This window comes from Peredibacter sp. HCB2-198, assembly GCF_045999315.1.
Lineage (GTDB): Bacteria > Bdellovibrionota > Bacteriovoracia > Bacteriovoracales > Bacteriovoracaceae > Peredibacter.
On record NZ_CP174607.1, the window covers coordinates 1,582,216 to 1,598,053 of the forward strand.

Here is a 15,838-nt window from a genome sequence, read left to right on the forward strand (position 1 = left end):
ACTTGTTGGAGATCGTTTGAAAGCTGGAATCGCGTACATTGACGATAATAAACTTAATCTTGAATGCGTTAAAACTATTCTAGATCAAGACTTTGAAGTTGAGACCTTTCAGAAGCCTGAGGCTTTTTTAACTAAATTTGAATCAACATCGTATACATCAATTCTTGTCGACATTCATATGCCGACACTAAATGGTTTCTCATTATATGAAAAGATCATTGAGCATCCGCACTACAATGGCTGTCCAATTCTTTTTATTTCATCTGATGATTCTGACAGTGCTCGTATTAAATCTTTCGTTATGGGTGCGGTTGATTTCTTAAATCGTGCTATTAACCCAGATGAGATGATTGCGAGAATCAAGTCGAAGATTGCGTTCTTTCAAAAGCACCGTAGCATTATCGAATTTACAAACTTGAAAGTGAACCTCACTTTACTCAAAGCATATCTGGATTCAAAAGAGCTTCCTCTGACGTTCATTGAATTTAAGATTCTTTGTCTTGTGCTTAGAAACTATCCTGATGTAGTCCCTAAGGCTCAACTCATTCAACAAGTTTGGAGAACAGACCACGTCCTTGATGCCACAATTTATACTCACGTTTCTAACTTAAACAGTAAGCTAGGGGCCTGGGACTATGAAATTAACGGCTTAAAGACCAAGGGCGTTCAATTAATGAAAAAAGCATAAGTTTATGAAGTGGACCCTTATTTATTTTGATGATCAAATTCAGAATATCGAAGCTTATAAGGAGTTTCTCTCAGACAAATTTAATGTGATTGGAAGTAATGATCCACGAACATTAAATACGCTTCTCCAGGAGAACAATCCTCACGTCATTCTTCTTGATGTTCACATGCCTCTTATTGATGGACATGCGCTTTATAAAAACATCGTTGATCATCCACTTTATAACGGTTGCCCAATTATTTTTATCTCGGGTGATCAGTCAGATGAAAACAAGCTTCGCTCTTATGAAAAAGGCGGAATTGATTTTCTTCCTCGTGATCTGACCCCTGATGAAATTGCCATTCGTCTGGTGAACAAAGTTAAGTTCTATCTTCAAATGTCGACGAAGCTTGAGCTTGGGAATTTGATGATGGACGTGAGAACAATGAAGGCATCAGTAGGTGGTCAAAATGCTGATCTTACTCTGCTTGAGCTTCGTCTGCTAAGCAATATTCTTCGCTCTTATCCAGAGCCCCTCACTCGTAGTGATTTGATCCTAAAAGTGTGGGGGAACGATACGGTTAAACCAGGTACGATCAATACGCACTTAACGAATCTCAAACCCAAAATTGAGGCCTGGGACCATCAGATCAAAGTTCGTGAAGAGAACATCCTTGTTCAAAAGGGCCAGAAGAAAGTTTAGTAAAGCGAGTACTCGGCCAATCTACACTCAATATCACCGTTAAAGAGAATGTGACGTTTAGAGGTCTTTAGACCCACGACTTTTAACATCTCTAGATTACCTGTGAATAAAGCAGCTCTATGTCCCTTAAAGGCATGTTTCCAATGGTCACCCAGGCCTTTATAGAGGGCCTTAAGTTTTTCTTCTTCTCCATGCTCTAAACGCTCACCGTATGGTGGGTTACAAAGGAACACAGATTTCGAAGTCGGAGGATATAATTCAAGTGCATCTCTCTTTGTGAGTTCAATAATGCCCTCAAGCTTGGCCTTCTTAACGTTCTCACGAGCAGAAATCAGGGCCATCTCAGAAATATCATTCCCAACAATAAAGCCTTTTTTAGTGCGAAGAAACTCAAGGCCTTTTTCTGTTGCTTCGGTGACTTCTGCTAGAAGCTTATTGAAGTTGTCCCAGAGAAACTTATCTTGCGTGAACCATGGATAGTTTAGGAAAGTCCACATTTTGAATTGTGAATTTTTCAAATAACGTTCAACTTTTAAGTAGCTTGGTGGAATGTTCGCCGCCATAAGTGCGGCCTCAATAGTGAAGGTTCCAGAGCCACACATGGCATCGGTCAGGCCTTCTTCTGCTGGATTCCAATTAATCATTTTTAAAATACCGGCCGCAACGTTTTCTTTAACAGGAGCTTCGGTTTTGGCCAAACGGTAACCACGTTGGTTAAGTGGATCACCACAAAGATCATACATGAGAGTGACTTGATAAGGTTTCTCATCACCGCGATCAATACGAGCAAGGAAAGCAATGTCAGGAAATTCACGTCCTACACTTGGGCGATTGCCTTCATGATGTCTGAACCAATCAACGATAGCATCTTTAAGTTTTAGGTTTGCGAATTGTGAGTTTCTGAAATCTTCACGCTCACCCGGAAGATCACCAAAGATCGTTGTCAGACGGAAGGTCTGATTTACATCCATTAAGCTCTTCCACTTAATGTTTGTCGCCTCAAGATAGTAATCTTTCTCGTTAATAACTTCGAAAGTGAAGAGATATTTAAACACACGACTTGCCAGGCGCGAGTAAAGGATGACCTTTAAAGCAACTTCGTGAAAGGCCTCAAACTGAACTCCACCCCTTACTGTTTTGGTTGTTTTGGCACCTAACGCCAAAATTTCCTGTGAGAGAAGTTCTTCTAACCCCATTGAACAAGAGGCAAAGTATTCGAAGCGATATTTTTTCATATAAAGACCTTAGATAAACCCTTGATTCGCCTATGTTACACTTGAGTCCCTAGGGAAAGAGTGTTAGTTTTGAGGGCAAATTTATTGTTAATTTGGGCTTATTTACCAGACCGCAATGGTTTAGGAAAAGGAATTGTCGATGAAAGCAACTTTTTCAGAGGGTACCTACGGTAACTCAACTCGTTTAAAGTACAAGGTTAAAGATATATCTCTGGCCGATTGGGGCCGTAAAGAGATCAAACTTGCCGAAGCAGAAATGCCAGGTCTTATGTCTCTTCGTGAAGAATTCGGTAAATCGAAGCCACTAAAAGGTGCTCGTATTGCTGGTTGTTTACATATGACAATCCAAACAGCTGTTCTTATTGAGACTCTAGTGGAGCTTGGTGCAGAGGTTACTTGGTCTTCTTGTAACATCTTCTCAACTCAGGACCACGCTGCTGCCGCTATCGCTGCTGCTGGTATTCCAGTTTATGCTTGGAAAGGCATGACTGAAGAAGAGTTCAACTGGTGTATCCATGAGACTATTTTCTTCGGCGAGAAGAAAGAGCCTCTAAATATGATCCTAGATGATGGCGGTGACTTAACTGAGATGGTTCTTTCTAAATACCCTGAGCTTTACAAAGGCATCAAAGGTATCTCTGAAGAAACTACTACGGGTGTTCACCGTCTTTACGAACTTGAGAAAGCTGGAAAACTTCCAGTTCCATGTATCAACGTAAATGATTCTGTAACAAAATCTAAATTCGATAACAAATACGGCTGTCGTGAGTCTTGCGTAGATGCTATCCGTCGCGCCACTGACGTTATGATCGCTGGTAAAGTTGCTGTTGTTGCTGGTTTCGGTGATGTAGGTAAAGGATCTGCAGATTCTCTACGTGGTGCTGGTGCTCGCGTAATCGTAACAGAAATTGATCCTATCTGTGCTCTTCAAGCTGCAATGGAAGGTTTCGAAGTTAAGAAGATGGCCGATGCAGTTAAAGAAGCTGATATCGTTGTTACGACAACTGGCTGTCGTGACATCGTAACTGGTGAGCACTTCAAAGCAATGAAAGATAAGACCATCGTTTGTAACATCGGTCACTTCGATATCGAAATTGATATGGCATGGTTGAACAAAAACTACGGTCATACAAAAGACACAATTAAGCCTCAAGTAGATCTTTATACTCTTGAAAATAACAAGCAAGTTATCGTTCTAGCTGAAGGCCGTCTTGTGAACCTTGGATGTGCTACTGGTCACCCAAGCTTTGTAATGTCGAACTCATTCACAAACCAAACTCTTGCGCAGATTGAATTGTGGGCCAATTCAAACAAGTATGAGAAGAAAGTGTATATGCTACCGAAGCACTTAGATGAGAAAGTAGCGCGTCTACACTTGAAGAAGATCGGCGTTGAGCTTGATACTTTAACTCCGAACCAAGCTGAATATCTTGGAATCTCTGCTTCTGGCCCATTCAAGCCAGAGTATTATCGCTACTAATCAATACTGGGCCCGTCTAATAGACGGGCCTTTTTCTTTAAGCTATCTCAAGTTCACATTCATTTCATCAGTTGCGACCATAAAAACCAAATGCGGGAGGTTTTTATGAAAAAACTTTTGATTGTGCCTTTCCTCCTTCTAGGATCGTATGCTTTTGCTGAAGACAACATTCATCTAGGTAAGAGGTTCGGTCTTGGAGCTGGTGCCGGGCTTAGTGCTCCTATCTGGAACAACCGTTTTGACGATAATGCTGATTCTGGATTTATGTATAACATCCATGCTCGGTATCAATTCACAGATGCTCACGGGGTGATGTTCAACTGGGCAAGACACGGTTGGGAAGAAACGGATGTGGACGCACAAGTTTATGACCTTATGTACCTGTATCGCTCTAATCCGACTGGGATGTTTAGTGGTATTTGGGGTCTAGGTGCTGGTGTGGCCAATCTTTCAGAAGTTGATCCGGAAGATAATTTAAAATTTGCGGCCCGCGCACGTGCCGGGATTGAGATGGCCTTGAATGATGACCTCTTGTTATCTGCGGCCATTGATTATCAATACATCACCAAGATGATTGGAGCGGGCAGTGGTGAAATGCCAACAGGTGAAATTCATGCACTCGTTCCTCAATTAAACCTCACTTACTTTTTTGGAAGTAGTGCTCAGTCGAGTACGGCGGCAGTTGGTGCAGGTGCTGGTGCTGCAGCAGTGGCCTCGTCCGTTGATGATGATAAGGACGGTATCTCAAATACTGACGATAAATGTCCTAACACGCGCCCAGGTTTAGAAGTAAATGCCTATGGATGTACTCCAGATGAATTTGCGAGCACTGAGATTGAGGTATTATTTGATACTGATAGCGCACAACTGGCCACGGGCCCAAAGCCAGCATTAGATGAACTTGCCCAGTTCATGGAAGAGCATCCTGATACTAAAGTTGAGATTCAGGGCCATACGGATAACACTGGTCCAGCATCACTTAATCAGGAACTTTCTCAACAGCGTGCAGAGGAAGTTGCAGATTACTTAAAAAATAACGGCGTCGACGAGTCACGGCTTAATCCTCAGGGATTTGGTGAGAAACAACCAGTTGCTGATAACTCTACGGCCGCAGGGCGCGCAGAGAACAGACGCGTAATGACCATTATTTCTCAATAAAACTCAGCAGGGGACCCTTCCTATAGGGTCCTCTTTTTTGCTATCATATGAGCATGAAAATCTTCATCGCTTCAGATCATGCCGCTTACAATGAAAAAACACTCCTGGTTGAATACCTTAAAAAGACCCACGAGGTTGTGGATCTTGGAACGCATTCAACGGAGTCCACCAATTACTCGGAATGGGCCAAAAAATTGGTTCAGAAAGTGGTGGAAGAGGAGACCCTTGGGATTCTTCTTTGTGGATCTGGTCAGGGTGTCTGCATGACCGCAAACCGGTTTAAAGGCATTCGTGCGGCCCTTTGCCGTGATGAAGACGATGCTCGTATGACTCGTCAGCATAACGATGCAAACGTGCTTTGCCTCGCTGGAAGAAAGACCCATCCAGAATTTATGAAGAAGATCGCTGACGTGTTTCTTACCACTTCTTTTGAAGGTGGAAGACATCAGACACGAGTTGATCAGTTCAACAATCTTGGAGAGTAGTTACTTCTCAAGTGTTTGGAGTTTGTCCCAACCCGAACGACGGTAGCGATTCGAAATAATATCAAAAATCGGAGTATCAGGAGCATTTGAGACATCGGCCTTGCTGATGGCCTGTTCCGCGAAACTAATCACTTCAGTTCCATTGGAAGTGGCAGCTGCTTGTCCTGGTAATCCAGCAAAGGTGAATGATGGTTCATCATCTGCCTGACTAAAGCCCGACCCACCGACCTTGTAATCCACATCAATGGCGTCCGCTAACTTTTCTTTGAGTTCTGGTGAAAGCTTACTGATGGCCGATGTTTTTCCCGCTCCATCTTGAATCCCACTTGGATTAGCAGAACGACCACTGGCCGCTGCAAGGGCCGCGATATTGGCCGGCATATGCTGGGCCATGGAGTCCGCGATTTTCTTTTGTTCATCATTGAGACTCACACTTGGAATAGATCCTTTTTTAGGCTGGATTTTTCCGGCAAGTGCTGCAGAGCTGGTTGAATAAGAATCAAGTTTTGCTTGATCGAATTCACCTGATCCTAAAAGGTCAAAACCGGCATTCGCTGTATTCATGAAGTTTTTGCTGAGATCAAACTGAGGATTATAGGCCTTCAGTGTAGACTTCATACAAGAATTGGTTTGTTTACATTTACATTCTTTATCGTAAGTCACTTTTCCTTCAACCACTGTTCCGCAACCAAGAGCGACTTTTGGTGTTTCGATATTACCGTTGTTGAGCACGCACACTTCCTGATACTCAGCAGGGAAGTAGTCTTTTGAAGTAAGCTCCTTACAGAAACACGAAGTATTGGTCCACGGATTACACTCACCAGTTTTAGGAAGTGAGTCGATCACTTCTTGAACTTTCTTTGAGGCCTTGGCGTGTTTGGCGGCCTTCTTTGCATACAAACCAGTCAGGGCGACAGCGCCACCAAGTTTGGCAAAATATTTCCAGTCAGTCTGAACTCCAGTAAAGGCCATTGCCCCATAACAAGCAGAGACAGCTCCATAAATACCGGCCTGCCAACTTGCTGTGGTTTTTCTCGCTTTATGAGTTTCTTTTAAACTAATGAGAGATTGAAGTTGAACATCGCCAACACCAGCGGCCTTACCTTCGGCCTTTTTTTGTAAATCACTTTGAATGAATCCACCCAAAGTTTCCCAGGCCATGGCCGCATACATACAGTAGTCAGGGCGAGATTCTTTATCGGCGCCCTTGGCAGCATCAGCACCCTTTGTAGCGCCATCAGCTCCTTGTGCGGCAGCTTGGCCACCTTCTGCGGCTTTAGTGGCGTTGGCCCCAGCGGCGGCATTTTCGGTTCCTGTTTTAGCAGCTTCTGCGCCCTTAGATTTCATGGCCAGAGTAGGTCCGCCCATTCCACCCAGCAGCCCACCGAAAATAAGAGCATAGGCTTTACCAATAATTGTTTCGAGTGGAAGTCCATCCTCATCGGCTTTACAGTCATTGAGTTTGGCACAGCCCTCTTTGTAGGCACGGTCTTTAATACCAGTGTGATTAAAGTTCTTCGCATCTTCCATTTGCTTATCTGTCATGTTCGTCGGGTTGGAAAAAGATGAATCAATCGATTCTGTTTCCTGCGCGAAAACAGTCGTTGTGAACATCAATAAGGCCATAAGAAGGCAGATAAGTCGTTTCATAGATAAACCCTTGGTATAGTTGAATTTTATCATGGAGCTTTCTCTCTCCAAGGGAGTGAATTTCTTGCCAGTCTAAGGATGAAGCAATTTCAATAGGTTAGGGATCTGGTACCAAGTTCACCTGAGTGAGGTAGTTGCAACAAATATTTATCGTTTGACGGCTATCTAGGGGATAAGTAAGTTATAGGCATGTCAGACAAAAAACCTACTATTCAGCATACGCATGATAACGACCTTACCCATTCTATGGTTCACTACCTATTGGCGATCCATAAATTGAAAGAGGCGAAAGGCTATGCTCGTGTAACAGATATTGCTCACGAAATGGGACTTACAAAGGGTTCAGTTTCAACCGCTTTAACTAACTTGAAAAAGCGCGAGCTAGTTCTGGAAGATGAAAGCAAGTTTCTTTCTCTTTCTCCGTCTGGTCACGAAGCGGTTCACGGAATTTTGTCTTCAAGAACTCTACTATACTACTTCTTAAAAGATATTATCGGTGTTGATGAAGAAGTCGCCCATAAAGATTCGTGTCTTATGGAACACCTAATGAGTTCTGAAACTCGTGAGAAGTTTTTCAATTTCATGAAAAACCTTACGACTGAAGATTTTAAGAAAACACCTTATTCAACTTCTTTTGATTTTTCACAGTTTGAGCATCAGCACGATTTTGAAGAAATCCAGAAGGGCGATACTTACTTAAAGACTGAATGAACATTCTCCAGATTCTGAAAAGTGATGATCCTCGTTTTAAGGGTCATCTGTGGTTCTTCCTGGGTGCTTATTTCCTTGTTCTATTCAATTATCCATTAGTCCGTGCAGCTTCTACCACCATGTTCTTCGAGGACTTTGGTGCTAAATCTACGCCCTTAGCGTGGCTTTGGTCGGTGGCCTTCCTCATTGTTTCAGTTTTTCTTTGTAATCATCTTCAGGCCAGGCACAGTGTACATAAGGTCTTCTTCTGGGCCTCATCATTCACGACTGCTTTATTTGGACTGAGTGTTCTGGGTTTTGTTTCTGGCATTAAGCAACTCACGTTTCTTTCTTTCATCTGGAAAGAAGTTTATATCGTCATTCAAATCCATCTCCTCCTGGCCTACGCCAATACTTATTTCCGCAAAGATGAGTTCAAGATGATCGTCGGAGTAGTAGGTGCCGCTGGAAGTTTAGGTGGGGTTCTAGGTGGTCTCCTCACTTCTTATCTAAGCCACAAGTGGGGAACTGTTTTTGTTGCGTGGTTTTCTCTCATTTTTATTTTTTCGCCTGCGGTACTTTTCTTTTACACGCCTGATCTCGCGGCAAAAAACAATGAGAAGCCCGTTTCTCCCATGAAGAGCCTGAAGGGCAAGGACATCAAAGAATACGTTTTTATCATCGCTGTGGTCGTGATGCTTTCTCAGTTCATCATCAACATTGCTGACTTTAAATTCAATCTGGCCTTTGAGGCCGCGATTCCTGATTCGGCCAGCCGCACAGGATATTTGGGTTGGATTTATACCTGGACCAACTTACTAACTTTCATTCTGCAGTTTTTGTGCATGCCTTTGCTTTTGCCAAGAATCTCAGAGAAAACGCTCCATCTGTTTATCCCGGTTTCTTACTTGATTTTGACCATGGGCCTTATTCTGTCAGGTGGAACTATGCTTCTGCCTCTTGCCGGTTTTTATATTTATTTAAAGGCCTCTGATTATTCATTGTTTAGTGGTGGAAAGGAGCTTTTATATCAACCGCTTACTCCTGAACAAAAATATGGGGCCAAATATCTCACTGATATGCTCGTGTATAGGGCATCAAAAGCCTTGATTGCCGCAGTCTTGATTTATCTCCAATCCTCTTTCATCCTTAATATGATGATGATTTCATTCCTATTGGTATGGTTAATCCTCGTCATCAAGTTATTCGGAATTCACCGTAAACTATTCAGTTGAGGAAATTATGCAGAATCCACTTTTAGAAACACCCAAGGCACGCCATGGGGCCTATCCATTTGATAAAATTCTTCCTGAGCATTTTCTCCCGGCCTTGAATGCCGCCATTGAAACAGCGAAGGGCAAACTCGAAACTTTTAAAAACGATAAGCGTACTGATTTTCAGCACGTGGTTGTTGAGAAAAGTGACATCACAGAACAAGTGGACTACATCGCTGGCATTTTCTTCAACCTTCATTCTGCAGAATGTTCAGATGAGTTAGAAAAAATTTCTCCAGAAGTTTCAGAAATCCTGACTCGCTTTGGAAATGATATCTCACTGGACCCTAAGATCTTTATGAAGGTCAAGGCCTGTTACGATACTCGTATGAATCAGGGACTGACTCCTGAAGAGATGACGATCATTGAAAAGACCTACAAGTCTTTCGTACGAAATGGTGCTCTTCTTGCTGAAAGCGAGAAGGACCAAATGCGAGTGATGGATGAGAAGCTTGCGAAGCTGACCCTGACGTTTTCTCAGAACGTTCTTAAGGCGACGAATGATTACTTAATGGAGATCACTGATAAGGCAGATCTTGAGGGACTTCCGGAAGGTGTGATTGAGGCCGCCGCTGAACTTGCAGAGAAAAAAGGCAAAGCGGGAAGTTGGTGCTTTGATCTGAACGTTCCAAGCATGCTTCCGTTTATGACTTACTCCAAGAAACGTGATTTAAGAAAGAAACTTCTTATTGCGAGTTCTTCAAAAACGTTCAATACAAAATATGACAATCAGGAAACTTTAAAAGAGATCCTGAAGCTTCGTACAGAGCGTGCTCAGCTTTTAGGTTTTAAAACTCACGCTGACTACGTTCTAGAAGAGAGAATGGCCATGTCACCTAAGAAGGTGATGGATTTTCTGGAAGAGCTTTTAAGCAAAGCAAAACCCCATGCAGAGAAGGACGTTGCTCGCTTGAAGAAGCTTGCGGCCGAAGATGGAATTAATGATCTTCAGTCTTATGATACTGCCTATTATTCTGAAATTTTAAAGAAGCGTGAGCTTGATATGGACGATGAAATGCTTCGCCCATACTTTAAATTGGAAAATGTTGTTGATGGAATTTTTGAGGTGGCAAAACGCCTTTATGGACTTTCTTTCAAGGAAGTTTTTGATGTTCCTAAGTATCACGCTGATGTGAGAACGTTCGAAGTCTTCGACGAGCAAACGAATGCATTCGTGGGTCTTTTCTACACTGACTTCTTCCCTCGTCCAACGAAGCGTGGGGGTGCCTGGATGTCTGGCATCAAAGAGCAGGGAATGTATCAAGGGAAAGTGGAAAGACCGCACATCATGATCGTGTGTAACTTCACGAAGCCCACTAAAACAAAGCCATCGCTTTTGACTCTTGATGAAGTGCTGACTCTTTATCATGAGTTTGGTCACGCTCTTCATGGTCTCCTTTCAAAAGTTAAGTATCGTGAGTTATCAGGGACAAATGTGTACTGGGACTTCGTGGAACTACCGTCGCAAATTATGGAGAACTGGGTACTTGAAAAAGAGTGTCTCGATATCTTCGCTGTTCACTATGAAACTGGCGAAAAAATTCCGGCCGATCTAGTTCAGAAAATTAAAGCGAGCGGAAAATTCCTGGAAGGTATGGGAACTCTCAGACAGTTAACTTTCGCTTTCCTTGATATGGCCTATCACACGACTGATCCAAATTCGATTAAGGACATTGGAGAGTTTGAAACGAAGACAGTTGAAAGAACGACACTACTTCCAAAGATCCCGGGAACAAGTATTTCAACTTCGTTCTCACACATCTTTGCCGGCGGATATTCAGCTGGATACTATTCATACAAATGGGCCGAGGTTCTGGACGCAGATGCCTTCGAGTTCTTCCAGACTTCGGGTATCTTCAATCGAGAAGTGGCCAATAAATTTCGTGAGTTCATTCTCGAGAAAGGTGGCACTGAACATCCTATGGAACTCTATAAGAAGTTCAGAGGGCAAGAACCAGATGTTGGAGCTCTCCTCAGAAGGGCCGGTCTCCATTAAAGAAAACGGGTGCTTAGGCACCCGTACTCTTCCTCACTATGAATTAAAGATTTCTTGAGTTTACTCACAATTAATTAAGCGTTAACTTGCGGAATTCCCGAACCTTTCGTCTCAGGATGGCCCTCTCATGGTAGATAAATTTGAACTTTATCACGCCGCTCAAAGCTGGTTTGCTAAGAACACGGAGATCTACCGTTCTAGTCGCTATCGCGCGCTTGAAATCATCTGTAAAAAAATTTCTGAAGTGATGGATGTTCAACGCATCGGCATTTGGTTTTATACCATTGATAAAGAAGCGATGTACGAAGAGATGACCTTTGTCGTGGGTGGAATTCCTACTCAGGGCTCAATTCTCAAACGTTCTGAATTGCCTATCTATTTTGAACACCTTCGCGCTGAACGAGTTGTGATCAGCAACGATACATTTGTCGATGAGGCCACCTCTGAGATGGTCGACACTTATATGAGACCTCTGAACGTAAGAGCGTTAATGGACGCTCCGATTTTTTCAGACGGTGAGATGATTGGGATTCTCTGCTGTGAATACATAGGGAAGCCGAGAGAGTGGGACATTCAGGATAAAAACTTCGCCGCCAGTAGTTCTGATTTTATCGGCCGCTTGATTGAATCAGAAAAACGTCACACTTACGAAAAAGAGCTTCGTCATCGAATTAACTATCTTGAAAACGATCTCAAGCGAAAGCTTGATGACTTAAACGAAGCAAAACTCAGTCTCGATCTTGCCCTTGAAGGTGCTCAGGTAGGTAAGTGGGACTGGGACCTAAGCACGAATAAATTACTTCTAAATAAGACTTGGTACACCAAGCTGGGCTACAACTATAACGAGCTTCCTCAGACCATGGAGACCTTCAAAAAATGTCTTCACCCGGAAGACGTTGCAAGAGTCTTTGAAGAACTTGATCGACATTTAAAAGGGGAGACCCTCTTCTACGAATGCCGTTTCCGTATGATTACAAAATCCGGTGACATTCAATGGTGTCTTGATCGTGGTTGTATTATTCATAGAACAAGTGATGGCAAACCTCTTCGCGTGATCGGTGTAAACGTTAACGTAACTCCGGTTGTGAAGTGGGAACAAAGTGTCATCATCTCTGAGCAACAACTAAAAGCAATGATTCAGTCGCTTCCAACTCCAGTTGCGATGTTTGATAGAGATCTTAAGTACCTTGCTTTCAGTTCGCGCTGGGCAGAAGAGTGGCAGAATTTCGGTCGTGCTCGTGAAGGGCAAAACGTTCGCGCAGACTTCCGTCCGGATTGGATTTCGGCAATGGAAAAGTCCCTTCAAGGTGCCATCCTAAGCCGTGATGAGGATTTGATTGAGTTCTCTCCTGGCAACGAACTATGGCTTCGCTGGGCGATCCAGCCTTGGAAAAACGCCAACCAGGAAATTGGTGGCGTGATTGTCATGGCCGAAAATATTTCTAGTCGTAAAGAAGCAGAAATGAAGCTGACTCAGGCCTCAAAACTTTCTGCACTTGGTGAAATGGCTGGTGGTATTGCTCACGAGATTAACAACCCGCTGAGTATTATTAAAGGTTATATTGATCTTCTTCGTCGTCACTCTTCAAGACAGACCTTGGGTCCGGAACTTCTTCTTCAGTATATTGAGAAGATGGATCAGACCGTAGGACGTATTTCAAGAATTGTGAATGGTATGAGACGCTTCTCTCGTGAATCTTCAATGGACGAGAAGGTGAATTACTCTCTTAATAAGATCGTAGAAGAAACTCTGGATATCTGTCAGGAGCGAATCAACAACAACGGAACAGCGGTTGATGTTCAATTCTTGAAGCATGATTCAGCGGTTTATTGCCGCCCGGTTGAGATTTCACAGGTTCTTCTGAACCTTATCAATAACTCTTATCAGGCCACATCTTCTTATCCGCATCCGTGGATTAAAATTAAGATGGAAGAGCTTCCAACTATGTTCCGTATTCAGATCATTGATTGCGGTGAGAAGATTTCTACGACCATTCGTCAGAAATTGTTTCAACCGTTCTTTACGACGAAAGATATCGGAGTGGGTACCGGTTTGGGTCTTAGTATTTCACGAGGGATCATCGAAGAGCACAAAGGGAAGCTTTACTATCAGGACGAAGCGCCTAATACGACGTTCGTTATTGAGCTACCGAAGCTTGACACGGCAAGTACTCAAATTTCGCATTAAAGTCCCAGCTCTTTACGTCAAAGTTTCCTTCAACTTGTTCCTCAATGCGATTATCGAGAAATTGGAAGAAGTCGATTTGCGCGATTTCTTCGGCCTCATTGATACTCATGGTATAGGCCTTAAGATCATTGTAGGGAACAGTTGTTTCCATCAAGAAAGCAATACCAGTATATGAGCCGCCATTTTGTCTTAGAATGACTTTGAAGTATTTATCTGGGACAGCAACCTGATTATCACGACCAATGGTCGGAAGACCTTTTTCTAAAACTGGGCCAGTGACGATCCAGATCTTTTGATATTTAGATGCCCAAGCGCGCATGAGAGTTTCAAGCTGACTCCATTTCCCACGATTAAAGTTTCCTGGTTGAGGAGTCATGTTGCTCATGAAGAATGTGTCTTTCATGGCCTCTGAGGTGATCTTCATATCTCCGGCCGGAACTAAGTGACCGCGATCATATCCGCTGTTCGCATAATCTTTAAGCGTGGCGGAGCCAGTGCTGACATTAGGATCCACTCGGAAGTTGTTACTGCGTTTAGCGCAGTTCTGAAGATTGTTCTTCTCTAACTCATACGACACCCAATTTGCGACCTCATGGTCTTCGTTATAGCTGAGTGTGTAGTATTTTCGTTTGATGATTTCCTCTCGGGCGAAAACCAAAAGAGGGAAGGAAAAAAGTAGGATGAACAGTTTTGTGTTTTTCATCCTACTTAGAATAAATGATAAAGGAAAAATCTCCTAACAGAGTATGCTTGAGAGATTTACTCGAATTTAATGCTGCCTCTTGGAGCGAAGTCAGAAGACTTCATTTCTTTTTGAGCAGCGATGAATTCTTTTAATAAATCTGCATCGACGTAGCCATATTTACGGAACTTAACTGCCGGATATTTATCTCCACCAGCGGCAATGAACTCTGGTAACGCCATGAGATATTTTTTCGACTCAACAACATCCACGCCACCGATTTTGAACGACTTAATCTTGCTCGTCTTCTTATCAGCTACGATATCAACATTGTTAGTTTGAGCGAAACTTCCTGAACCAGGAGTCAGTTTGAACACCACGTGCTCGAAAAATTCTTTTAATTCTTTTCCCGTCATTTCTGTCGAAACAACTTCTCCACCGAATGGAAGAACCATTCCTACTGTTTCAACTGTGATTTTTCCTGGGTAGATTGAGTCTCTAATTCCCCCAGAGTTCGTGAGACCAATGTCGGCCTTGAACTTTTCTCTGTAAGCACGAGCGACTAAGTTGCCAAGATTTGTTTCCTGATAGCGAACAACATCACGGCGGCCGATGTACTCAGCATCTGCGTTACCAATTTGAACGAGCAGAGTTTTATCTCCTCTTTCTTTATAAGGACGAAGAAGGGCCTCTACTTTTTCATCTGGTTTAATTTTCTCTGCAGAATCTTTAAGGTTCACTGGAATCAATTTGTAGCTCTTGAGAGTTACTTTTCCATCTAGAATTTCTAGATCAACTTTACCAACGTATTTTCCCCATTCGTAAGCTTGAACTATGATCGTTCCGTTTTGAATATCTGGCTCGAAAAGTGGCTTTTGAGTGTGACCACCAACGATGAGGTCAATGCCCTTCACTTGACGAGCGAGTGTCACGTCACCTGGAGCGTCCGCGCCGTGCTGTTCATTTGGATAGTGGCCAACGTGAGTAAGCGCGATTAATACATCAGTATTTGGACGAAGAGTAGGGACGAGTGTTTTTGCTTCTTCAACTGATTTTGTGAACTTTAGATCGGCCGTATTTTTTGGATTTGATTTAAGGGGAGTGTCCTCAGTCGTAAGACCAAAGATCGTTACTTTTAAATCACCAAATTTTTTTGTGATGTGAGAAGGGAACACTCGTTTTTTTGTCCACTTGTCATAGATATTGGCAGAGATGAATGGAAAACCGGCCCATTTTCTTTGCTGATAAATGGTCTTGAGAGTTTTATCAAACTCGTGGTTACCAACAGCCATCACATCGTAACCGATGGCATTCATACCTTTAAAATCTGGCTCAGCATTTAGCATGTCTGATTGAGGAACACCTGTGTTTACATCACCTGCATCTAGGAGAAGAACATCAGCACCATTTGCTTTTGCTTCTTCACGAAGTTGTTTAATGAGGGTCGCTCGAGGAGCGAGACCAACTTCGCCATCACGGTTAGACCAAAATCTTCCGTGGTGATCATTTGTGTGAAGAATGGTGAGTTTATATGTTTTGCCTTTGGTATAGGCGAGAACAGGGGCGGCCCAAACAGTGATGAGACCAAGTAACAGGACTGATTTCATAGGTTCCTCCAGGATTCTTGATG

At 43.0% G+C, this 15,838-nt stretch carries 13 protein-coding genes; 9 read left to right on the forward strand and 4 right to left on the reverse strand.

Annotated elements, in window-relative coordinates; all coding sequences use genetic code 11:
- Positions 1 to 16: 16 nt before the first annotated feature.
- Complete coding sequence (locus tag ACJVC5_RS08000; protein ID WP_408098848.1) at positions 17 to 688, forward strand: response regulator transcription factor; 672 nt, start codon at positions 17 to 19, stop codon at positions 686 to 688.
- Between the two features lie 4 nt (positions 689 to 692).
- Positions 693 to 1,370: a response regulator transcription factor gene (locus ACJVC5_RS08005; RefSeq protein ID WP_408098849.1), complete on the forward strand. Its 678-nt coding sequence runs from the start codon at positions 693 to 695 to the stop codon at positions 1,368 to 1,370.
- Here the strand turns inward: ACJVC5_RS08005 and ACJVC5_RS08010 are convergent.
- Positions 1,367 to 2,605: a THUMP domain-containing class I SAM-dependent RNA methyltransferase gene (locus tag ACJVC5_RS08010; protein WP_408098850.1), complete on the reverse strand. Its 1,239-nt coding sequence runs from the start codon at positions 2,603 to 2,605 to the stop codon at positions 1,367 to 1,369. The genes ACJVC5_RS08005 and ACJVC5_RS08010 overlap by 4 nt on opposite strands.
- Positions 2,606 to 2,744: 139 nt before the next feature.
- Here ACJVC5_RS08010 and ahcY point away from each other — a divergent pair, with 139 nt between their 5' ends.
- The 3 genes from ahcY to rpiB all read left to right on the forward strand — a co-directional run bounded on the left by ahcY (position 2,745) and on the right by rpiB (position 5,728).
- Positions 2,745 to 4,085: an adenosylhomocysteinase gene (gene ahcY, locus ACJVC5_RS08015; RefSeq protein ID WP_408098851.1), complete on the forward strand. Its 1,341-nt coding sequence runs from the start codon at positions 2,745 to 2,747 to the stop codon at positions 4,083 to 4,085.
- Positions 4,086 to 4,190: 105 nt separating this feature from the next.
- Positions 4,191 to 5,243, forward strand: a complete 1,053-nt coding sequence (locus ACJVC5_RS08020; protein ID WP_408098852.1) for an OmpA family protein — start codon at positions 4,191 to 4,193, stop codon at positions 5,241 to 5,243.
- 53 nt (positions 5,244 to 5,296) lie between these two features.
- Positions 5,297 to 5,728 carry a ribose 5-phosphate isomerase B gene (gene rpiB, locus ACJVC5_RS08025; protein ID WP_408098853.1) on the forward strand — a complete coding sequence of 144 codons (432 nt, stop codon included), beginning with the start codon at positions 5,297 to 5,299 and terminating at the stop codon, positions 5,726 to 5,728.
- On the opposite strand, the gene ACJVC5_RS08030 is transcribed toward rpiB, so the two are convergent.
- Positions 5,729 to 7,378: a hypothetical protein gene (locus tag ACJVC5_RS08030; protein ID WP_408098854.1), complete on the reverse strand. Its 1,650-nt coding sequence runs from the start codon at positions 7,376 to 7,378 to the stop codon at positions 5,729 to 5,731.
- A gap of 189 nt (positions 7,379 to 7,567) precedes the next feature.
- Here ACJVC5_RS08030 and ACJVC5_RS08035 point away from each other — a divergent pair, with 189 nt between their 5' ends.
- The 4 genes from ACJVC5_RS08035 to ACJVC5_RS08050 all read left to right on the forward strand — a co-directional run bounded on the left by ACJVC5_RS08035 (position 7,568) and on the right by ACJVC5_RS08050 (position 13,526).
- Positions 7,568 to 8,089: a metal-dependent transcriptional regulator gene (locus ACJVC5_RS08035; RefSeq protein WP_408098855.1), complete on the forward strand. Its 522-nt coding sequence runs from the start codon at positions 7,568 to 7,570 to the stop codon at positions 8,087 to 8,089.
- Complete coding sequence (locus ACJVC5_RS08040; RefSeq protein ID WP_408098856.1) at positions 8,086 to 9,303, forward strand: MFS transporter; 1,218 nt, start codon at positions 8,086 to 8,088, stop codon at positions 9,301 to 9,303. Before ACJVC5_RS08035 ends, ACJVC5_RS08040 begins: the two co-directional genes overlap by 4 nt.
- 7 nt (positions 9,304 to 9,310) lie before the next feature.
- Positions 9,311 to 11,338, forward strand: coding sequence for a M3 family metallopeptidase (locus ACJVC5_RS08045; RefSeq protein ID WP_408098857.1), 2,028 nt, complete (start codon positions 9,311 to 9,313; stop codon positions 11,336 to 11,338).
- A 127-nt stretch (positions 11,339 to 11,465) separates the two neighbouring features.
- Positions 11,466 to 13,526, forward strand: a complete 2,061-nt coding sequence (locus tag ACJVC5_RS08050) for a PAS domain-containing protein (RefSeq protein WP_408098858.1) — start codon at positions 11,466 to 11,468, stop codon at positions 13,524 to 13,526.
- Here the strand turns inward: ACJVC5_RS08050 and ACJVC5_RS08055 are convergent.
- Together ACJVC5_RS08055 and ACJVC5_RS08060 are read right to left on the reverse strand one after the other, a co-directional pair.
- Positions 13,477 to 14,229: a DNA/RNA non-specific endonuclease gene (locus ACJVC5_RS08055; protein WP_408098859.1), complete on the reverse strand. Its 753-nt coding sequence runs from the start codon at positions 14,227 to 14,229 to the stop codon at positions 13,477 to 13,479. The genes ACJVC5_RS08050 and ACJVC5_RS08055 overlap by 50 nt on opposite strands.
- Positions 14,230 to 14,285: 56 nt before the next feature.
- Entirely contained in the window at positions 14,286 to 15,815 is a 1,530-nt protein-coding gene (locus ACJVC5_RS08060; protein ID WP_408098860.1) for a 5'-nucleotidase C-terminal domain-containing protein, read from the reverse strand.
- Between the last annotated feature and the right edge of the window lie 23 nt (positions 15,816 to 15,838).

Bases quoted from the DNA above. Each gene is read 5' to 3' on its own strand.
- ACJVC5_RS08040 (WP_408098856.1), top strand. From the start codon at position 8,086: ATGAACATTCTCCAGATTCTGAAAAGTGATGATCCTCGTTTTAAGGGT.
- ACJVC5_RS08010 (WP_408098850.1), bottom strand. From the start codon at position 2,605: ATGAAAAAATATCGCTTCGAATACTTTGCCTCTTGTTCAATGGGGTTA.
- ACJVC5_RS08050 (WP_408098858.1), top strand. From the start codon at position 11,466: ATGGTAGATAAATTTGAACTTTATCACGCCGCTCAAAGCTGGTTTGCT.
- ACJVC5_RS08005 (WP_408098849.1), top strand. From the start codon at position 693: ATGAAGTGGACCCTTATTTATTTTGATGATCAAATTCAGAATATCGAA.
- ACJVC5_RS08020 (WP_408098852.1), top strand. From the start codon at position 4,191: ATGAAAAAACTTTTGATTGTGCCTTTCCTCCTTCTAGGATCGTATGCT.
- ACJVC5_RS08060 (WP_408098860.1), bottom strand. From the start codon at position 15,815: ATGAAATCAGTCCTGTTACTTGGTCTCATCACTGTTTGGGCCGCCCCT.
- ACJVC5_RS08045 (WP_408098857.1), top strand. From the start codon at position 9,311: ATGCAGAATCCACTTTTAGAAACACCCAAGGCACGCCATGGGGCCTAT.
- rpiB (WP_408098853.1), top strand. From the start codon at position 5,297: ATGAAAATCTTCATCGCTTCAGATCATGCCGCTTACAATGAAAAAACA.
- ACJVC5_RS08055 (WP_408098859.1), bottom strand. From the start codon at position 14,229: ATGAAAAACACAAAACTGTTCATCCTACTTTTTTCCTTCCCTCTTTTG.
- ACJVC5_RS08030 (WP_408098854.1), bottom strand. From the start codon at position 7,378: ATGAAACGACTTATCTGCCTTCTTATGGCCTTATTGATGTTCACAACG.
- ahcY (WP_408098851.1), top strand. From the start codon at position 2,745: ATGAAAGCAACTTTTTCAGAGGGTACCTACGGTAACTCAACTCGTTTA.
- ACJVC5_RS08035 (WP_408098855.1), top strand. From the start codon at position 7,568: ATGTCAGACAAAAAACCTACTATTCAGCATACGCATGATAACGACCTT.